Origin of the sequence: Arthrobacter sp. G.S.26 (genome assembly GCF_050847375.1) — a bacterium.
GTDB lineage: Bacteria > Actinomycetota > Actinomycetes > Actinomycetales > Micrococcaceae > Arthrobacter.
The window spans coordinates 2,065,885-2,079,771 of record NZ_CP193752.1 but is presented as its reverse complement, the minus strand read 5'-3'; the positions used below and the strand labels follow the sequence as shown (position 1 = coordinate 2,079,771).

The window sequence follows — 13,887 nt, the reverse complement described above, 5'->3', positions numbered from 1 at the left end:
GGTTCACTGCTGCTGCTCCGACTGGCGGTCGCGCCAGTTGCTCTCCACGGGCCACACGGACACGCGTTCGCGGACGGTGATGGCCTGCCGCGGCAGGGTTTCCACCGGGACCTGCGGCGAATCGGCAAGGACCCAGGTGTCCTTGGAGCCGCCGCCCTGGCTGGAGTTGACGATCAGGGAGCCCTCCTTGAGCGCCACCCGGGTCAGGCCGCCCGGCAAAACCCAGACGTTGTCGCCGTCGTTCACTGCGAAAGGCCTGAGGTCCACGTGCCGGGGACCGAACTTGTCCCCGCTCAGGGTAGGGACTGTCGAAAGCTGCAGGACCGGCTGGGCGATCCAGCCGCGCGGGTCGCCGATGATCCTCTGCCGCAGGGCATCCAGTTCATCCTTGGAGGCATCGGGGCCGATCACCAGGCCCTTGCCGCCCGAGCCATCCACCGGCTTCACCACAAGTTCTGCGAGGTTGTCCAGGGTGTACTCCCGGGCTTCCTTCTCCTCGAGGCGGAACGTGTCCACGTTCGCGATGATGGGCTCCTCGCTGAGGTAGTAGCGGATCAGGTCAGGAACGTAACTGTAGACCAGTTTGTCGTCCGCGACGCCGTTGCCCACGGCGTTGGCGATGGTCACCCCGCCGGCGCGTGCGGCGTTGACCAGTCCGGGGCAGCCAAGCATGGAATCGGCCCGGAACTGCAGCGGGTCCAGGAAGTCGTCGTCGATGCGTTTGTAGATGACGTCCACGCGCTGCTCACCGGCAGTGGTGCGCATGTACACGCGGTTGCCGCGGCAGATCAGGTCGCGGCCTTCCACCAGTTCCACACCCATCAACCCGGCCAGCAGGGTGTGCTCGAAGTAGGCACTGTTGAAGACGCCGGGCGTCAGGACAACAACGGTGGGATCGTCCACACCGGACGGCGCCGTTTTGCGCAGCGCGGAGAGCAGCCGGCGTGGGTATTCCTCGACGGGCCGGATCAGCTGCTGGCCGAAAGCCTCGGGCAGGCCCTTGGCCATGGCGCGGCGGTTTTCGAGGACGTAGCTGACGCCGGACGGGACGCGGACGTTGTCCTCCAGCACCCGGAACGTACCGGCGGCGTCGCGGACCACGTCAATGCCGGAAATGTGCACCCGGACGCCGCCGGCGGGTTCGAAGCCCTGGACCTGGCGGTGGAAGTGGGCGCTGGTGGTGACCAGCTGGCGGGGAATGACACCGTCCGCCACAACAGTCATCTTGTCGTAGACGTCGTTGAGGAAAGCCTCCAGGGCGCGCACACGCTGCGCGACGCCCCGCTCCAGGACGTCCCACTCGGCGGCGGGAATGACGCGGGGAACGATGTCGAGCGGGAAGGGCCGCTCCTCCCCCGCGAAATCGAACGTGACTCCGCGGTCCAGGAACGTGCGCGCCATCGAGTCCGCGCGGGCGCTGACATCAGCCAGGGAAAGTTTCCGCAGGGCGTCCGCCACCTGCCCGTAGGAGTCCCGTGCCTGCTGCCCGGGGGCGAACATCTCGTCGTAGGCTCCGGACCGGCCTGCGGCCTGGGAGTAATCCTGGAATAGGTCTGACATGTCCAATAGCCAACCACCTTTTTGTTTCGAATTCATTACTGTGGCCCATTCTGGCGTGTTGGCGGGGCTGTGTGGGTTCGTGGATTCCGGAGGTTTTCCGGCACAGTAGGTGAGTGCCAGCGAGCAGAAGCCGTTTTCGACCCCCACCGGGGAGCCCCCGTCGTGCCCGCCGGCTGCTTCCCGGGCTCGCCGCCGCTGCCGTAGCCCTGGCGGTGGCCTTCCTGGTCCACAGGCTGGTCCCGGTCCTGCCCGCAATGACCCTGGCCGTGGTGCTGGGCGTCCTCACCGCCAACCTTCCGTGGGCGGGCGCCTTTACTGCCGGGCGCGGCAGGCCGGGACTCGACTTCGCCGGCAAGCACCTGATGCGTGGCGGGATTGTGGTCCTGGGCCTGAAGGTCAGCGTGATGGACGTGCTGGGACTCGGCTGGCTGGCGCTGGTCCTGATCACCGGCGTTGTGGCTGCCAGCTTCGGCGGCACGTACCTGATCTCGCGCCTGTTCCGGCTGCCGCCGGTCACGGCCCTGCTGGTGGCCACCGGATTCTCGATCTGCGGTGCCTCCGCAATTGGTGCCATGGCCGCCGTGCGCCGCATCAAGCACGTGGACACCGTCCTGCCGGTGGCCCTGGTGACCCTCTGCGGCACCCTTGCCATCGGCGCCCTCCCCCTGCTGATCCATCCGCTCCAGCTCACCGCCCCGGTCTTCGGCGCCTGGACCGGCGCCTCCGTCCACGACGTCGGACAAGTGGTGGCCACGGCGCAAACGGCCGGCACGGCGGCACTCGGGATCGCCGTCGTCGTAAAACTCACCCGCGTGCTGCTGCTGGCCCCGGTGGTGGCCATCGCCGGCGCCCACCAGCGGCTGGCGCGGCAGCCTGACGACAGCCCGGAAAGCGGGCAGGCGCGTCCTCCTGTGATCCCGCTGTTTGTCCTCGGTTTCATCGCCATGGTGGGGCTGCGGTCCACCGGCTGGCTGTCCGACGGCTGGCTGGAGGCAGGGGCGGTGCTGCAGGACATCCTGCTCGGGGCCGCACTGTTCGGCCTCGGCTCTGCTGTCCGCATCCGGGCGCTGCTCCTGACCGGCGGCCGGGCGCTCCTGGCCGCCCTCGCGTCGTGGCTGCTGATTGCCGTGCTGGGCCTGGGCGCCGCCGTCCTGATTGCCGGCTGATCCGGACCGACGGCCCCATGATTAGATAGCTGGGTGTCACATGAGAATCTGCAGCGCGATGAAGCCGCCCACCGTTCAGCCCTGATCAGCACCACCAGCTACGACGTCGCACTGGACGTCAGGCAGGCGGCGGATCCGGATGTTGCCGGCTACCGCACCCAAAGCACCATCACCTTCTCCGCCGCAGAGCCGGGCAGTTCAACGTTCCTGGACTTCATCGGCGAGGTGCACAGCGTCCTGCTCAACGGCGTGGAACTTCCCGCCGGGGTGGCGGACGGCGCCCGCATCAGGCTGGAGAACCTCCAGGCGGAAAACCAGGTGGTGGTCACGGCCACGGCGCTGTACAGCAGGTCCGGCGAGGGAATGCACCGCTTTGTGGACCCGGCAGACGGCCAGTGCTACCTCTACACGCAGTACGAACCGGCCGACGCGCGCCGGGTGTTTGCCAACTTCGAACAGCCGGACCTCAAAGCGGCGTTTACGTTCCACGTCACGGCGCCTGCGGGCTGGCAGGTGGCCTCGAATGGCGTCGAAACGGCCCGCACCGTACTTGGCGATGACCCGGCTGCTGCCCGCTGGGACTTTGCCACCACCGAACGGATGTCCACCTACATCACCACCGTGCTGGCCGGACCCTATTTCAAGGCTGAGGACCGCTGGCAGGCCACGCTGGCGGACGGCACGGCCATGGACGTCCCGCTGGCCCTGTACTGCCGGGCCTCGATGGCGGCGTCGTTCGATGCTGATGCGCTCTTTACGCTGACCAAAAGCGGCCTGGACTTCTTCAACCCGCTCTTCGACTTCCCTTACCCGTGGGGTAAGTACGACCAGGCCTTTGTGCCCGAATACAACCTCGGCGCCATGGAAAACCCGGGCCTGGTGACGTTCACGGAAAGCTATGTCTTCACGTCGCGGGCCACGGACTCGCAGTACCAGGCCCGGGCCAACACGCTGATGCATGAGATGGCGCACATGTGGTTCGGGGACCTGGTGACCATGCTGTGGTGGAACGACCTGTGGCTCAAGGAGTCCTTTGCCGACTACATGGGCACCCTCGGTGTTGACCGGGCCACCGACTGGGACTCCGCCTGGGTCAACTTCGCCAACAAGCGCAAGGCGTGGGCTTATGTGCAGGACCAGCTGCCCACTACGCACCCGATCGTGGCGGACATCCCGGACCTCGAAGCCGCCAAGCAGAACTTCGACGGCATCACTTACGCCAAAGGCGCTTCGGTCCTGAAGCAACTGGTGGCGTACGTGGGCTTTGACGCCTTTATTGCGGGTTCCCGTGCCTACTTCCGCGAGCACGCCTACGGCAACACCACGTTGGCTGACCTCCTGGCGGCGCTCAGCGCAGCCTCCGGCCGTGACCTGGCCGGCTGGGCACAGCAGTGGTTGCAGACCTCCGGGATCTCCACCCTGGAGCTGGAGATGTCCGCTGCGACAACGGATCAGGTGCTCGGGGCCGTCAGCGTGCGCCAGGACGCCACGGATCCCGTCACGGGCGTGTCCGTCCCCCGTCCGCACCGGCTCCGGCTGGGGCTCTACAACTTCAACGGTGACGCCCTGGTGCGTACCGGAAGTGTGGAAACCGACATCGCCGGTGACCTGACGGCCGTTCCCGAACTCAGCGGCCAGGCACGGCCCGCCCTGCTGCTGCCCAATGACGACGACCTGACCTACGCCAAGGTCCGCCTGGACCCGCAGTCGCTCGCCACGGTCCTGGCGTCCCTGGACCGGATCGCTGATCCCATGGCCCGGGCGCTGTGCTGGACGGCGTTGTGGAACTCGGCCCGGGACGGCGAAAGCCCGGCGCTCCGCTACATCGACGCGGTGGCGTCGTTCGGCCCCACGGAGACGGGGATCGGCGTCCTGCTGAACATCCTCGACAACGCCAGTGCCGCCGTCGAACGCTACACACCCGCCGCTGAAAGGGACGCTGCCCGGTCCTCGTTCCTGGCCACCGCCGCTGCGGAGCTGGACCGGGCTGCTCCCGGCTCGGACCAGCAGCTGGCCTGGGCACGCACGGTGGGGACCCTCAGCCGGACCGACGACGCCCTGCGGGGCCGGCTCGCCGGACTCCTGGCCGGCACCTCACCGGTGCCCGGCCTGGCCGTGGACCCCGAACTGCGCTGGCATCTGTGGCTGGCCCTGGCCGCGCAGGGCCACGCCACGGAGGCGGAGCTGGCCGCCGAACTGGCCCGGGACACCACCGCGTCCGGGCGCGCGGGCCACGCCGCGGCCATGGCGGCCCGCCCGGATGCCGCCGTAAAGGCCGCAGCCTGGGCCGCGGCAGTGGAAGGCGAGGAGCTGTCCAACCAACTCCTCAGCGCCACCATCAGCGGCTTCACCACGGCGCCGGCCCACCTGCTGGCTCCTTATGTGGAGCGGTACTTCGACTGCCTGCGGGGCGTGTGGGCCGGCCGCAGCATCGAGATTGCCAGCCGGATTGTAAGGGGCCTGTATCCGTCCGCGCAGGACCTGGCGCCTGGTACGGAGCCGGCGGAGCACCCGGTGCTGCGCCGCACCGACAGCTGGCTCGAAGCCAACGCCGATGCGCCCCGCGCCCTGCGCCGGATCATCATCGAACAGCGCAGCCACCTGCTGCGGGCCCTCACGGCGCAGGCGGCCTGAACCAACCTGCGCAGCGGGTGGAGTGTTCGCTGCGCAGGGACAGTCCCTGCGCAGCGAACCCGTGCCTGGGGGCGCTCAGGGGACCCGGTGGAGCCATTCGTCGGTGCCAAAGCGCTGCTCGACCCGCTCGCGGGCCGTGGTGAGCTCCGCTGGGGTGAGCGCCGTCGGGGTGGCGCCGTACCTTTCGGCGAACACCTCCGTCATGGCCGCGATGATGGCGGTACGGGACAGGCCCGTCTGGCGGCGGAGCGGGTCCACGCGCTTCTTGGCGCTGCGGGTTCCCTTGTCGGACAGCTTTTCCTTGCCGATCCGCAGGACCTCCACCATTTTGTCCGCGTCGATGTCATAGCTCATGGTCACGTGGTGGAGCATGCCGCCGTTGGCCAGCCGCTTCTGGGCCGCGCCGCCGATCTTGCCCTGGTCGGTGGTGATGTCATTCAGCGGCACGTAGTAGGCGCTGATGCCGATCTTCTCCAGGGCCGCCATGACCCAGGCATCCAGGAAGGGGTAGGAGTCGGCGAAGCTCAGGCCGTCCACCAGGGTCTGCGGGACGTACAGCGAGTAGGTGATGCAGTTGCCGGCCTCCATAAACATCGCTCCCCCGCCGCTGATCCGCCGGACCACCTTGATGCCGTGCCGCGCCACGCCGTCCGGGTCCACTTCATTCCGGACCGACTGGAAGCTGCCGATCACCACAGAGGGTTCCTCCCAGTCCCAGAAACGCAGGGTGGGGTTGCGGCGGCCGGCGCCTACTTCCTCGGTGAGGACATCGTCCAGGGCAACGTTGATCTCGGTGGGCAGCACGGTGGGGGCAATAACGTCCCAGTGGTGGTCCTGCCAGGACGTGGCTTTCGCGAGGGCCCGGCGGACGGTGATGGCCACGGCGTCCGCGGAGAAGCCGAACAGGACTGCGGCGGCGGGAAGCGCGGCCGTCACGGCCGCGGCGAGGTCAGCGGCCGGCGTCGTCTCCGGCAGTCCGGTGAGTGCCCTGTTGATGTCCAGGAGGGCCTCATCCGGCTCCAGGAAAAAGTCGCCGCTGACGGAGACGTCGGCCAGCGCACCGTCAACCACGGCCAGGTCAACCACCACGAGTTTGCCGCCCGGCACTTTGTACTCGCCGTGCCTGCTCCGGGCGTCGGCAGGGTCGTTGGCTGAAAGCTGTTCGGAGGTCATGGTTCCATCCTGCCCCAGGGAAGAGGTGGCCCGCCAACGCAGAACGCCCGCACCGTTTCCGGTGCGGGCGTTCTGGGAACTGCTGGGGCGAAGGGTTACTTCTTGCCGCCGAAGCCCTTGAAGCGTGCGTTGAAGCGCTCGACGCGGCCGGCCGAGTCCATGATGCGCTGCTTGCCCGTGTAGAACGGGTGGGACTCGGAGGAGATTTCGACGTCGATGACCGGGTAGGTGTTGCCGTCTTCCCACTCGATGGTCTTCTTGGAGCCAACGGTGGACTTGGTCAGGAACTTAACGCCGGAAGCCAGGTCGTTGAAAACAACTGCTTCGTACTTCGGGTGGGTGTTCGACTTCATAATGGGGCCTTTGTTCAACGCAACTGGATTTTGCCAGATGCCAGGTATGAATGGGATGGCTGGCCGTTGCTGCAGCAGAAAGCTGGCATGGCAGGACAACCAGCTACCCATCATAGCGGAAGGCGCCGCGTACTGACGAACGCGCCGCGGCGGTCAGGGCCGCGCCCGGAGCTCCCAGAAAGCCACCGCGGACGCCGCCGCCACGTTCAACGAATCAACGCCCCGCCGCATCGGGATCTTCACGGCAAGATCCACGGCTGCCAGGGTTTCCGGGCTCATGCCGGCACCCTCCGTTCCCAGGACCAGCGCCAGCTTGTCCGGGTTCCGGACCGCCACCGCGTCCACGTCCTCGGCGTCCGCCGTCAGTTCCAGGGCCGCCACGGTGAAACCGTGCTCCTTGAGCACTGCCAGGTCGCCGGGCCAGTCCGTCAGCCGCGCCCAGGGCACCTGGAAGACGGTACCCATGCTGACCCGGACGCTGCGGCGGTACAGGGGGTCCCCGCACCGTGGCGAAACGAGGACGGCGTCCAGGTCCAGGGCCGCCGCTGAACGGAAGATGGCGCCGACGTTGGTGTGGTCCACGATGTCTTCCAGGACCGCCACCCGGCGGGCGCCGGCGAGGATGGTGGCCAACGGCACCGGCGCGGGCCGCTGCATGGCGGCCATGGCCCCCCGGTGCAGGTGGAATCCGGTGATCTCCTCCAGCACAGCGGCAGTGCCGACGAAGGCCGGCACGTCCGGGTGGGCGGCCAGGACGTCCTGGAGATCCGCCAGCCACTTTTCGGCCAGGAAAAAGGACCTCGGCCGGTGGCCTGCTGCCAACGCGCGGCGCAGCACCCGGGAGGACTCGGCGATGTACATGCCTTCTGCGGGCTCCCGGAGCTTGCGCAGGTGCACGTCGGTGAGCTGGGTGTAGTCGGAGACGCGCGGGTCTTCGGCGGTCTCGAGGTAGTGGAGGGTCACGGGGTGATTATTTCAGCAGGTTGGCGACCATAAAGCCCAGGGCCACCAGGCCCAGGACGAAGATCACACCGCGGAGCACTGCGGGCTTCAGTTTCCGGCCCACTTTCGCGCCCACCAGTCCACCCACCGTGGAGGTGACGGCGATCAGAAGGACCACCAGCCAGTGGATCCGGTCAAAGGCGAAGAGCAGGTAGGACAGGGCAGCCACCAGGTTCACGCCGAGCACCAGGACATTTTTCATGGCGTTGGCGTTCTGGATGGTGCCCTTGAGGAAGACCCCCAGGATGCCCACCAGGAGGATGCCCTGGGCGGCCACAAAGTAGCCGCCGTACACCCCGGCCAGGAACACCAGCACCACCAGGAGCAGGCCGTGCCGTTTGTCCCGGACCGCCTGTTCCGGATCGGACTCGCGGTTGCGGACCCATGCCTGCAGCCGGGGCTGGAACACCACCATCAGGAGCGCGAGGACCAGCAGCACCGGCGCGACGTAGTGGAACACCTGTTCGGGGAGGTGCAGCAGCAGCCACGCGCCGGAGATGCCGCCCAGCAGGGACGCCGGCAGGAGCTTAAGCAGCTGCCGGCCGCGGCCCCTGAGTTCGCGGCGGTAGCCGAACGCACCGGCCGCCGTGCCGAACACCAGGCCCATGGCATTGGACATCGACGCCACCACCGGGGTCACGCCCAGTGCAATAAGCACCGGGAACGTCACCAGCGTGCCGGAGCCCACCACCGCGTTGATGGTGCCGGCCCAGAGCCCGGCGATGGACACAAAGATGCTGCTGAGGAGGTCCACGCCGCAGGCTCCGGGGTCAGCGGCGGGCGACGGCGGCGTACCGGCCGGCGTTGACGCTTACGTCGAGGTCCAGGCCGAAGGTCCGGCTCAGGTTCGCACCGGTCAGTACCTCTTCGATGGGGCCTGAGGCCACCACTCCCGCATCGCGGAGCAGCATGGCGTGCGTGAAGCCGGGCGGGACTTCCTCGAGGTGGTGTGTGACCAGGATCATGGCCGGGGCCGCCTCATCGCGGGCCAGTTGGCTGAGCCGGTGGACCAGGTCCTCGCGGCCGCCGAGGTCCAGGCCGGCTCCTGGCTCATCCAGGAGCAGCAGTTCGGGATCCGTCATGAGGGCGCGGGCGATCTGGACCCGCTTCCGTTCACCCTCGGACAGGGACACGAAACGGCGGTTGAGCATCGGGCCCATGCCCCATTCGTTCAGGAGCCGGAAGGCCCGCCGTTCGTCGTCCTTCTCGTAGCCTTCACGCCAGCGACCGGTCACGCCATAGGCGGCGGTGACCACCACGTTCAGGACGGTTTCATCCCCGGGGATCTGGTTGGCCAGCGCGGCTGAGGAAAGGCCGATGCGGGGCCGGAGTTCAAAGACGTCCACAGCGCCCAGGACCTCGTCCAGAATGCCGGCGGTGCCGCTGCTGGGGTGCAGCCTGGCCGCGGCGATCTGGAGCAGCGTGGTCTTGCCGGCGCCGTTGGGTCCCAGGATGACCCACCGCTCACCCTCCTTGACCTGCCAGTCCACCTTGTCCAGGAGCGTCTTGGCTCCACGCACAACGCTGACGGCGGCCAATTCAAGAACATCACTCATAGGAATAGACACTAGGACAAATAAGAGGCGGACTGCTAACCGGTGCGCACCGGCGCAGCGGGCCGCTGCCGCTCGCTAAGATTGCAGGCATGACTTCGAACGTAACCGCCGTCAGCTATGGCCGGAATATGACCGCTGAAGCACTGGACCGGCTGGGGTCCGTCCTTACCGCCGCCGGTGTTTCCCCGCAGCCCGGAACCACGTCCGGGGACGCCCGTTACCAGGTCCACATTGCCGATCTTTCCCTGCCGGACGCCACCGCCGCCGGGCTGGCCGGCCTGCGCCGGGCCGTGGCGGATGCGGCCATCCCGGGAGTTGACACCGCACTGGTTCCGGCCGGCCTCCGGGCCGCCGGCCGGAAGCTGCTGATCATGGATGTTGACTCCACCCTCATCCAGCAGGAAGTCATCGAACTCCTGGCAGCGTACGCCGGCAAGCGCGAGGAGGTGGCTGCCGTGACGGAAGCCGCCATGCGCGGCGAGCTCGACTTCGCCCAAAGCCTGCATGCCCGGGTGGCGGTCCTCGCCGGGCTGCCGGCCGACGTCGTCACTTCCGTCCGGCATGAGGTGAAACTCAGTGAGGGGGCCGCGGAACTCGTTGCAGCGTTCAAGGCCGCAGGCCATGTGGTGGCGGTGGTCTCCGGCGGCTTCAACCAGATCCTGGCGCCGATCGCGGCCGACCTGGGCCTGGACTACTGGCAGGCCAACGAGCTGGAAATTGTGGACGGCGCGCTGACCGGGAAGGTCCTGGGCGCCGTGGTGGACCGGGCGGCCAAGGAGAAGTACCTGCGGGAGTGGGCTGCTGCCGAGGGCATCGCCCTGGAGCACACGGTGGCGGTGGGTGACGGCGCCAACGACCTGGACATGCTGGGTGCGGCCGGAATCGGGGTGGCGTTCAACGCCAAGCCGGCCGTCCGCGCCGTGGCCGACGCCGCCGTCAACATGCCGTACCTGGACGCCGTCCGCCACGTCGCGGGCGTCTGACCCTTAACCGCGAGATGGCACTTCGCGGCAATGTCCGGGAGGATCATTGCCGCGAAGTGCCATCTCGCGGAGGGGCAGGAAAGGCTAGCTTGCAGGCCCGCTCTTGCCGAAGTAGTCGGCGCCGCCGGCGTATTCGGTGTGGCCGGGTTCGACGTCGGCCGTGGCCATGCCCGCAACGACCTCGGCGAACTCCTCGACGGAGTACAGCTTTCCGGCTTCCGCCCGGCGTGCCTCGATGGCACCCGGGGTGGAGCGGTCCAGCAGTGTGGCCGTGACTGTTCCCTCGATCATGTCGCCGGAGACCACCACCAGGGTGATGCCCTTCTCAGCCAGTCCGGGGACCAGTTCGCGCAGTGCGTCCTCGCCGGCACGCTTGCTGCGGGCCACCCCTTCGTAAGCGGGCATGGTGGGGACAGTGTTGATGAAGTGGGCCTGGTGGCTGGTGACAAACACCACGCGGGAGCCTTCGTTCATCAGCGGCACTGCCGCGTTGAGCATGTTCACCTGCGCGTCGCGGTTCAGCCGCAGCGCGTAATCCTCGCCCATGCCGGCCTCCATGCCGCCGGAAGCGTTCAGCACCAGGATGTCCAGGGTGCCGAAGTTTTCCATTGCGGCGCTGGCCAGCGCGTGCACACCCTCCTCGGTGGTGAGGTCGGCGCCAACGGCCACGGCACGGCCGCCGGCTGCTTCGATGCCTGCAACCACCTTGTTGGCGCGCGGCGCCTTCTGGCGGTAGTTGACCACAACGGCGGCGCCCTCGCCGGCGAGTATTTTGGCGACGTCAGCGCCGATGCCGCGGGAAGATCCGGTGACGATCGCGGTTTTGTTGTCCAGCAGTCCCATGGGGCTCCTTTTGTTTGAAACGTCTAAATTGCTCTCGGCCTGCCATCCATCATGCCAGCGGTCAGGACCGATTCCCTTGTCCGACCCCTCCAAAGAAGGCCAGTACGGCTAGTTGCCCGTCAGTGCCCCATGCCCAGGCCGCCATCAACGGGGATAACGGCACCGGAGATGTAGGCGGCCTCATCGCTGGAGATCCAGCGGACCACGTTGGCCACCTCTGAGGCCTCGGCGAAGCGGCGGGCAGGGATGCTGGCCAGGTAATCCTTCTGGGTCGCCTCGGGCAGTTCGGCGGTCATGTCCGTGTTGATGAAGCCGGGGGCCACCACGTTGGCGGTGATGCCGCGGGAGCCCAGCTCGCGGGTCAGCGACCGGGCGATGCCCACCAGTCCTGCCTTGGACGCGGAGTAGTTGATCTGGCCCGGAGCGCCGTAGAGGCCGGACACCGAGGAAATCAGCACCACGCGGCCCTTGCGGAGCCGGATCATGCCCTTGGAGGCGCGTTTGATGACCCGGAACGCGCCCGTGAGGTTGGTGTCGATGACGGACGTGAAATCGTCTTCGCTCATCCGCAGCAACAGGGTGTCCTTGGTGATCCCGGCGTTGGCCACCAGGACCTCAACGGGGCCATGCGCTGCCTCGACCTCGGCGAAGGCCGCGTCCACGGAGGCTTCGTCGGTGACGTCGGCCTTCACGCCCAGGATCCCTGCGGGCAGCGTGGATTCGCTGCGGTAGGTCACGGCAACCTTGTCGCCGTTGGCCAGGAAGGATTCCGCGATAGCCAGGCCGATCCCCCGGTTGCCGCCGGTGATCAGGACGCTGCGGGGGGCGGGAACTGCTTCAGTCATGAAGGATCTCCAGGAATTCTGCGGCGCTCCGCCGCTGTAGGAAGGGTGATTTGGCTGAAACCGATCTTAGCGCCCGGCCCGGCCGGCGTTTGGGTGCCACTGCCGATGGTGAGAGAATTGAGGGAAGCCTTTGGAGCGTGATCTGCCACCATGACCCTTGAAAACCATGCGGGACAACCCGTGCCCGGAGAACCGGGCCGGTTTTCCGGCGATGCGGAAGTGCACAGCATCACAGAGGCAGGCGGCGCCCACTCCGAGGCCATCCGGCAACGCATGATCAAGTACGCGGTGGCCATGGGCATCCGCATGGTCTGCCTGGTCCTGATCTTTGTGGTGGATGGCTGGTTCAAGATCATTCCCATCGCGGGCGCGGTCTTCCTTCCCTGGTTCGCCGTGATCATCGCCAACGGTGATGACACCGCCGCAGGCCACAGCGATTCGCTGATCGACGCGGCGCCGCTGGCCGAACTGGACAGCCCGTTGGCCGGACCCGCGGAACCGCCGGCAGGCAGCGAAGTCCTGCAGGGAGAACTGGTGGAAGACACCGACGACGACAACCCGGAAGAGGGCCGCCGACCTTGAGTATCTTCGACCTGGCAGCGGGGCTGCCACCAGCTTCCGCCGGCCCCGGCGCGGTCTGTTCCCGCAAGGCCTGCCGTGCGCAGGCGTCGTGGCAACTGCTGTGGAACAACCCGAAAATACACCCGCCGGAGCGCCGCAAGACCTGGCTGGCCTGCGCCGAGCACCGCGGCTGGCTGGAGGACTACCTCCAGACCCGCGGGCTGTGGAAGGAAACCATCCCGATGCCGGCCGCACCCACCACCGGCCCCATGGAGCATGAGCGCTGAATGTACCGTTTCCTTTTTTCCAGCAAATGGCTGGGCTACCTTCTGCTGGCTGCGGTCTTCGCCACCGCCTGCGTGTTCCTTGGCCGCTGGCAGATGGACCGTCGCGCCGAGACCCTCGCGGAAATCAACCGGGTGGTGACCAACTACTCCGCCACACCCGTCCCCTTTGCTGACGTCCGGGACCAGTTCACCAGCCTCGATCCCGCCCGGGAATGGACGCAGGTGACGCTCACCGGGACCTACGACGTGGCCGGGCAGCGGATTGTCCGGAACCGGCCGCTCAACGGCCAGCCCGGCTACGAAGTGGTGGTCCCGCTCCGGCTGTCAACAGGTGAAACGGTGGTGGTTGACCGGGGCTGGCTGCCCATCGGCAACAAAAACCCCGGCAGCCCCGATTCGATCCCGGCGCCCCCGTCCGGTGAGGTAAGCGCCGTCGTGCGCCTGAAGCATCCCGAACCCGAACTCCAGCGGGGCGCTCCCGCCGGGCAGTTGGCGTCCATTGACCTGAACGCCTACGGGGGGCAGCTGGATTACCCGCTGCTGACGGGCGCGTACGGCCAGCTCGCCACGGAGACGCCGGCCAGCGCCGAGATGCCGTTCCCGTTCCCCAAACCGGCCACGGAAGAGGGCACGCACCTTTCCTACTCGCTGCAGTGGTTCGCCTTCGGCGTCCTGATGTTTGTGGGGTTCGGGTACGCCGCCCGCCAGCAGGCCCGCAACGCGGCCATCGATGCCGAGGCGGACGCCGCGGCGGAAGCTGACGGGCCGGTCGATTCCGGCAGCCCCGTACACTCCGCCGCAGCTGCAGCCCGGCGCCGGCCCCCGGCGGCGCGGAAGCGGAAGCACCCCACCGCGGAGGAAGCGGAAGACGCACTCCTGGACGCGCAAGGATACTGAAAAGGTCCGCCACAATTGTGGCGGACC

14 protein-coding genes are annotated in these 13,887 nt (G+C 67.7%); 6 read left to right on the top strand and 8 right to left on the bottom strand.

Annotated elements, in window-relative coordinates:
• Nucleotides 1–3 precede the first annotated feature (3 nt).
• The gene (locus tag ACRB8A_RS09390; RefSeq protein WP_050687367.1) at nucleotides 4–1,560 is read right to left on the bottom strand and encodes a circularly permuted type 2 ATP-grasp protein; all 1,557 of its coding nucleotides are present in this window, start codon (nucleotides 1,558–1,560) and stop codon (nucleotides 4–6) included.
• A gap of 113 nt (nucleotides 1,561–1,673) precedes the next feature.
• Here ACRB8A_RS09390 and ACRB8A_RS09385 point away from each other — a divergent pair, with 113 nt between their 5' ends.
• On the top strand, nucleotides 1,674–2,726 hold the full coding sequence (locus ACRB8A_RS09385) for a YeiH family protein (RefSeq protein WP_432246002.1): 1,053 nt from the start codon (nucleotides 1,674–1,676) through the stop codon (nucleotides 2,724–2,726).
• A 33-nt stretch (nucleotides 2,727–2,759) separates the two neighbouring features.
• Nucleotides 2,760–5,360 (top strand): aminopeptidase N, encoded by a 2,601-nt coding sequence (gene pepN / locus ACRB8A_RS09380; protein WP_432246001.1) that lies wholly within the window; start codon nucleotides 2,760–2,762, stop codon nucleotides 5,358–5,360.
• Between the two features lie 75 nt (nucleotides 5,361–5,435).
• On the opposite strand, the gene ACRB8A_RS09375 is transcribed toward pepN, so the two are convergent.
• The 5 genes from ACRB8A_RS09375 to ACRB8A_RS09355 all read right to left on the bottom strand — a co-directional run bounded on the left by ACRB8A_RS09375 (nucleotide 5,436) and on the right by ACRB8A_RS09355 (nucleotide 9,444).
• Nucleotides 5,436–6,533: a lipoate--protein ligase family protein gene (locus tag ACRB8A_RS09375; RefSeq protein WP_432246000.1), complete on the bottom strand. Its 1,098-nt coding sequence runs from the start codon at nucleotides 6,531–6,533 to the stop codon at nucleotides 5,436–5,438.
• Between the two features lie 95 nt (nucleotides 6,534–6,628).
• Nucleotides 6,629–6,886, bottom strand: a complete 258-nt coding sequence (locus ACRB8A_RS09370) for a type B 50S ribosomal protein L31 (protein ID WP_050687374.1) — start codon at nucleotides 6,884–6,886, stop codon at nucleotides 6,629–6,631.
• A 153-nt stretch (nucleotides 6,887–7,039) separates the two neighbouring features.
• The gene (locus tag ACRB8A_RS09365; protein ID WP_432245999.1) at nucleotides 7,040–7,849 is read right to left on the bottom strand and encodes a TrmH family RNA methyltransferase; all 810 of its coding nucleotides are present in this window, start codon (nucleotides 7,847–7,849) and stop codon (nucleotides 7,040–7,042) included.
• A gap of 7 nt (nucleotides 7,850–7,856) precedes the next feature.
• Nucleotides 7,857–8,642 (bottom strand): sulfite exporter TauE/SafE family protein, encoded by a 786-nt coding sequence (locus ACRB8A_RS09360; protein ID WP_050687378.1) that lies wholly within the window; start codon nucleotides 8,640–8,642, stop codon nucleotides 7,857–7,859.
• Between the two features lie 16 nt (nucleotides 8,643–8,658).
• Nucleotides 8,659–9,444: an ABC transporter ATP-binding protein gene (locus tag ACRB8A_RS09355; protein WP_050687379.1), complete on the bottom strand. Its 786-nt coding sequence runs from the start codon at nucleotides 9,442–9,444 to the stop codon at nucleotides 8,659–8,661.
• A gap of 89 nt (nucleotides 9,445–9,533) precedes the next feature.
• Here ACRB8A_RS09355 and serB point away from each other — a divergent pair, with 89 nt between their 5' ends.
• Nucleotides 9,534–10,427: a phosphoserine phosphatase SerB gene (gene serB, locus ACRB8A_RS09350; protein WP_050687381.1), complete on the top strand. Its 894-nt coding sequence runs from the start codon at nucleotides 9,534–9,536 to the stop codon at nucleotides 10,425–10,427.
• 84 nt (nucleotides 10,428–10,511) lie between these two features.
• Here serB and ACRB8A_RS09345 read toward each other — a convergent pair whose 3' ends face one another.
• The gene (locus ACRB8A_RS09345; RefSeq protein WP_050687383.1) at nucleotides 10,512–11,270 is read right to left on the bottom strand and encodes an SDR family oxidoreductase; all 759 of its coding nucleotides are present in this window, start codon (nucleotides 11,268–11,270) and stop codon (nucleotides 10,512–10,514) included.
• Nucleotides 11,271–11,389: 119 nt separating this feature from the next.
• Entirely contained in the window at nucleotides 11,390–12,115 is a 726-nt protein-coding gene (gene fabG / locus ACRB8A_RS09340) for a 3-oxoacyl-ACP reductase FabG (protein WP_056600393.1), read from the bottom strand.
• 150 nt (nucleotides 12,116–12,265) lie between these two features.
• On the opposite strand from fabG, the gene ACRB8A_RS09335 reads away from it, so the two are divergent.
• The 3 genes from ACRB8A_RS09335 to ACRB8A_RS09325 are packed head-to-tail and all read left to right on the top strand — an operon-like array spanning nucleotide 12,266 to nucleotide 13,860.
• Nucleotides 12,266–12,697 carry a DUF3099 domain-containing protein gene (locus ACRB8A_RS09335; protein WP_050687388.1) on the top strand — a complete coding sequence of 144 codons (432 nt, stop codon included), beginning with the start codon at nucleotides 12,266–12,268 and terminating at the stop codon, nucleotides 12,695–12,697.
• A complete protein-coding gene (locus tag ACRB8A_RS09330) occupies nucleotides 12,694–12,963 on the top strand; it encodes a hypothetical protein (RefSeq protein WP_050687390.1) in 270 nt (89 codons plus the stop codon). The genes ACRB8A_RS09335 and ACRB8A_RS09330 overlap by 4 nt, the downstream gene beginning before the upstream one ends.
• Entirely contained in the window at nucleotides 12,964–13,860 is an 897-nt protein-coding gene (locus ACRB8A_RS09325) for an SURF1 family cytochrome oxidase biogenesis protein (protein ID WP_056600396.1), read from the top strand.
• Nucleotides 13,861–13,887 lie beyond the last annotated feature (27 nt).

Excerpts from the sequence above, each read along its gene's own strand:
- ACRB8A_RS09335 (WP_050687388.1), top strand. The coding sequence starts at position 12,266 with ATGACCCTTGAAAACCATGCGGGACAACCCGTGCCCGGAGAACCGGGC.
- ACRB8A_RS09325 (WP_056600396.1), top strand. The coding sequence starts at position 12,964 with ATGTACCGTTTCCTTTTTTCCAGCAAATGGCTGGGCTACCTTCTGCTG.
- fabG (WP_056600393.1), bottom strand. The coding sequence starts at position 12,115 with ATGACTGAAGCAGTTCCCGCCCCCCGCAGCGTCCTGATCACCGGCGGC.
- ACRB8A_RS09370 (WP_050687374.1), bottom strand. The coding sequence starts at position 6,886 with ATGAAGTCGAACACCCACCCGAAGTACGAAGCAGTTGTTTTCAACGAC.
- ACRB8A_RS09355 (WP_050687379.1), bottom strand. The coding sequence starts at position 9,444 with ATGAGTGATGTTCTTGAATTGGCCGCCGTCAGCGTTGTGCGTGGAGCC.
- ACRB8A_RS09390 (WP_050687367.1), bottom strand. The coding sequence starts at position 1,560 with ATGTCAGACCTATTCCAGGATTACTCCCAGGCCGCAGGCCGGTCCGGA.
- ACRB8A_RS09375 (WP_432246000.1), bottom strand. The coding sequence starts at position 6,533 with ATGACCTCCGAACAGCTTTCAGCCAACGACCCTGCCGACGCCCGGAGC.
- serB (WP_050687381.1), top strand. The coding sequence starts at position 9,534 with ATGACTTCGAACGTAACCGCCGTCAGCTATGGCCGGAATATGACCGCT.
- ACRB8A_RS09345 (WP_050687383.1), bottom strand. The coding sequence starts at position 11,270 with ATGGGACTGCTGGACAACAAAACCGCGATCGTCACCGGATCTTCCCGC.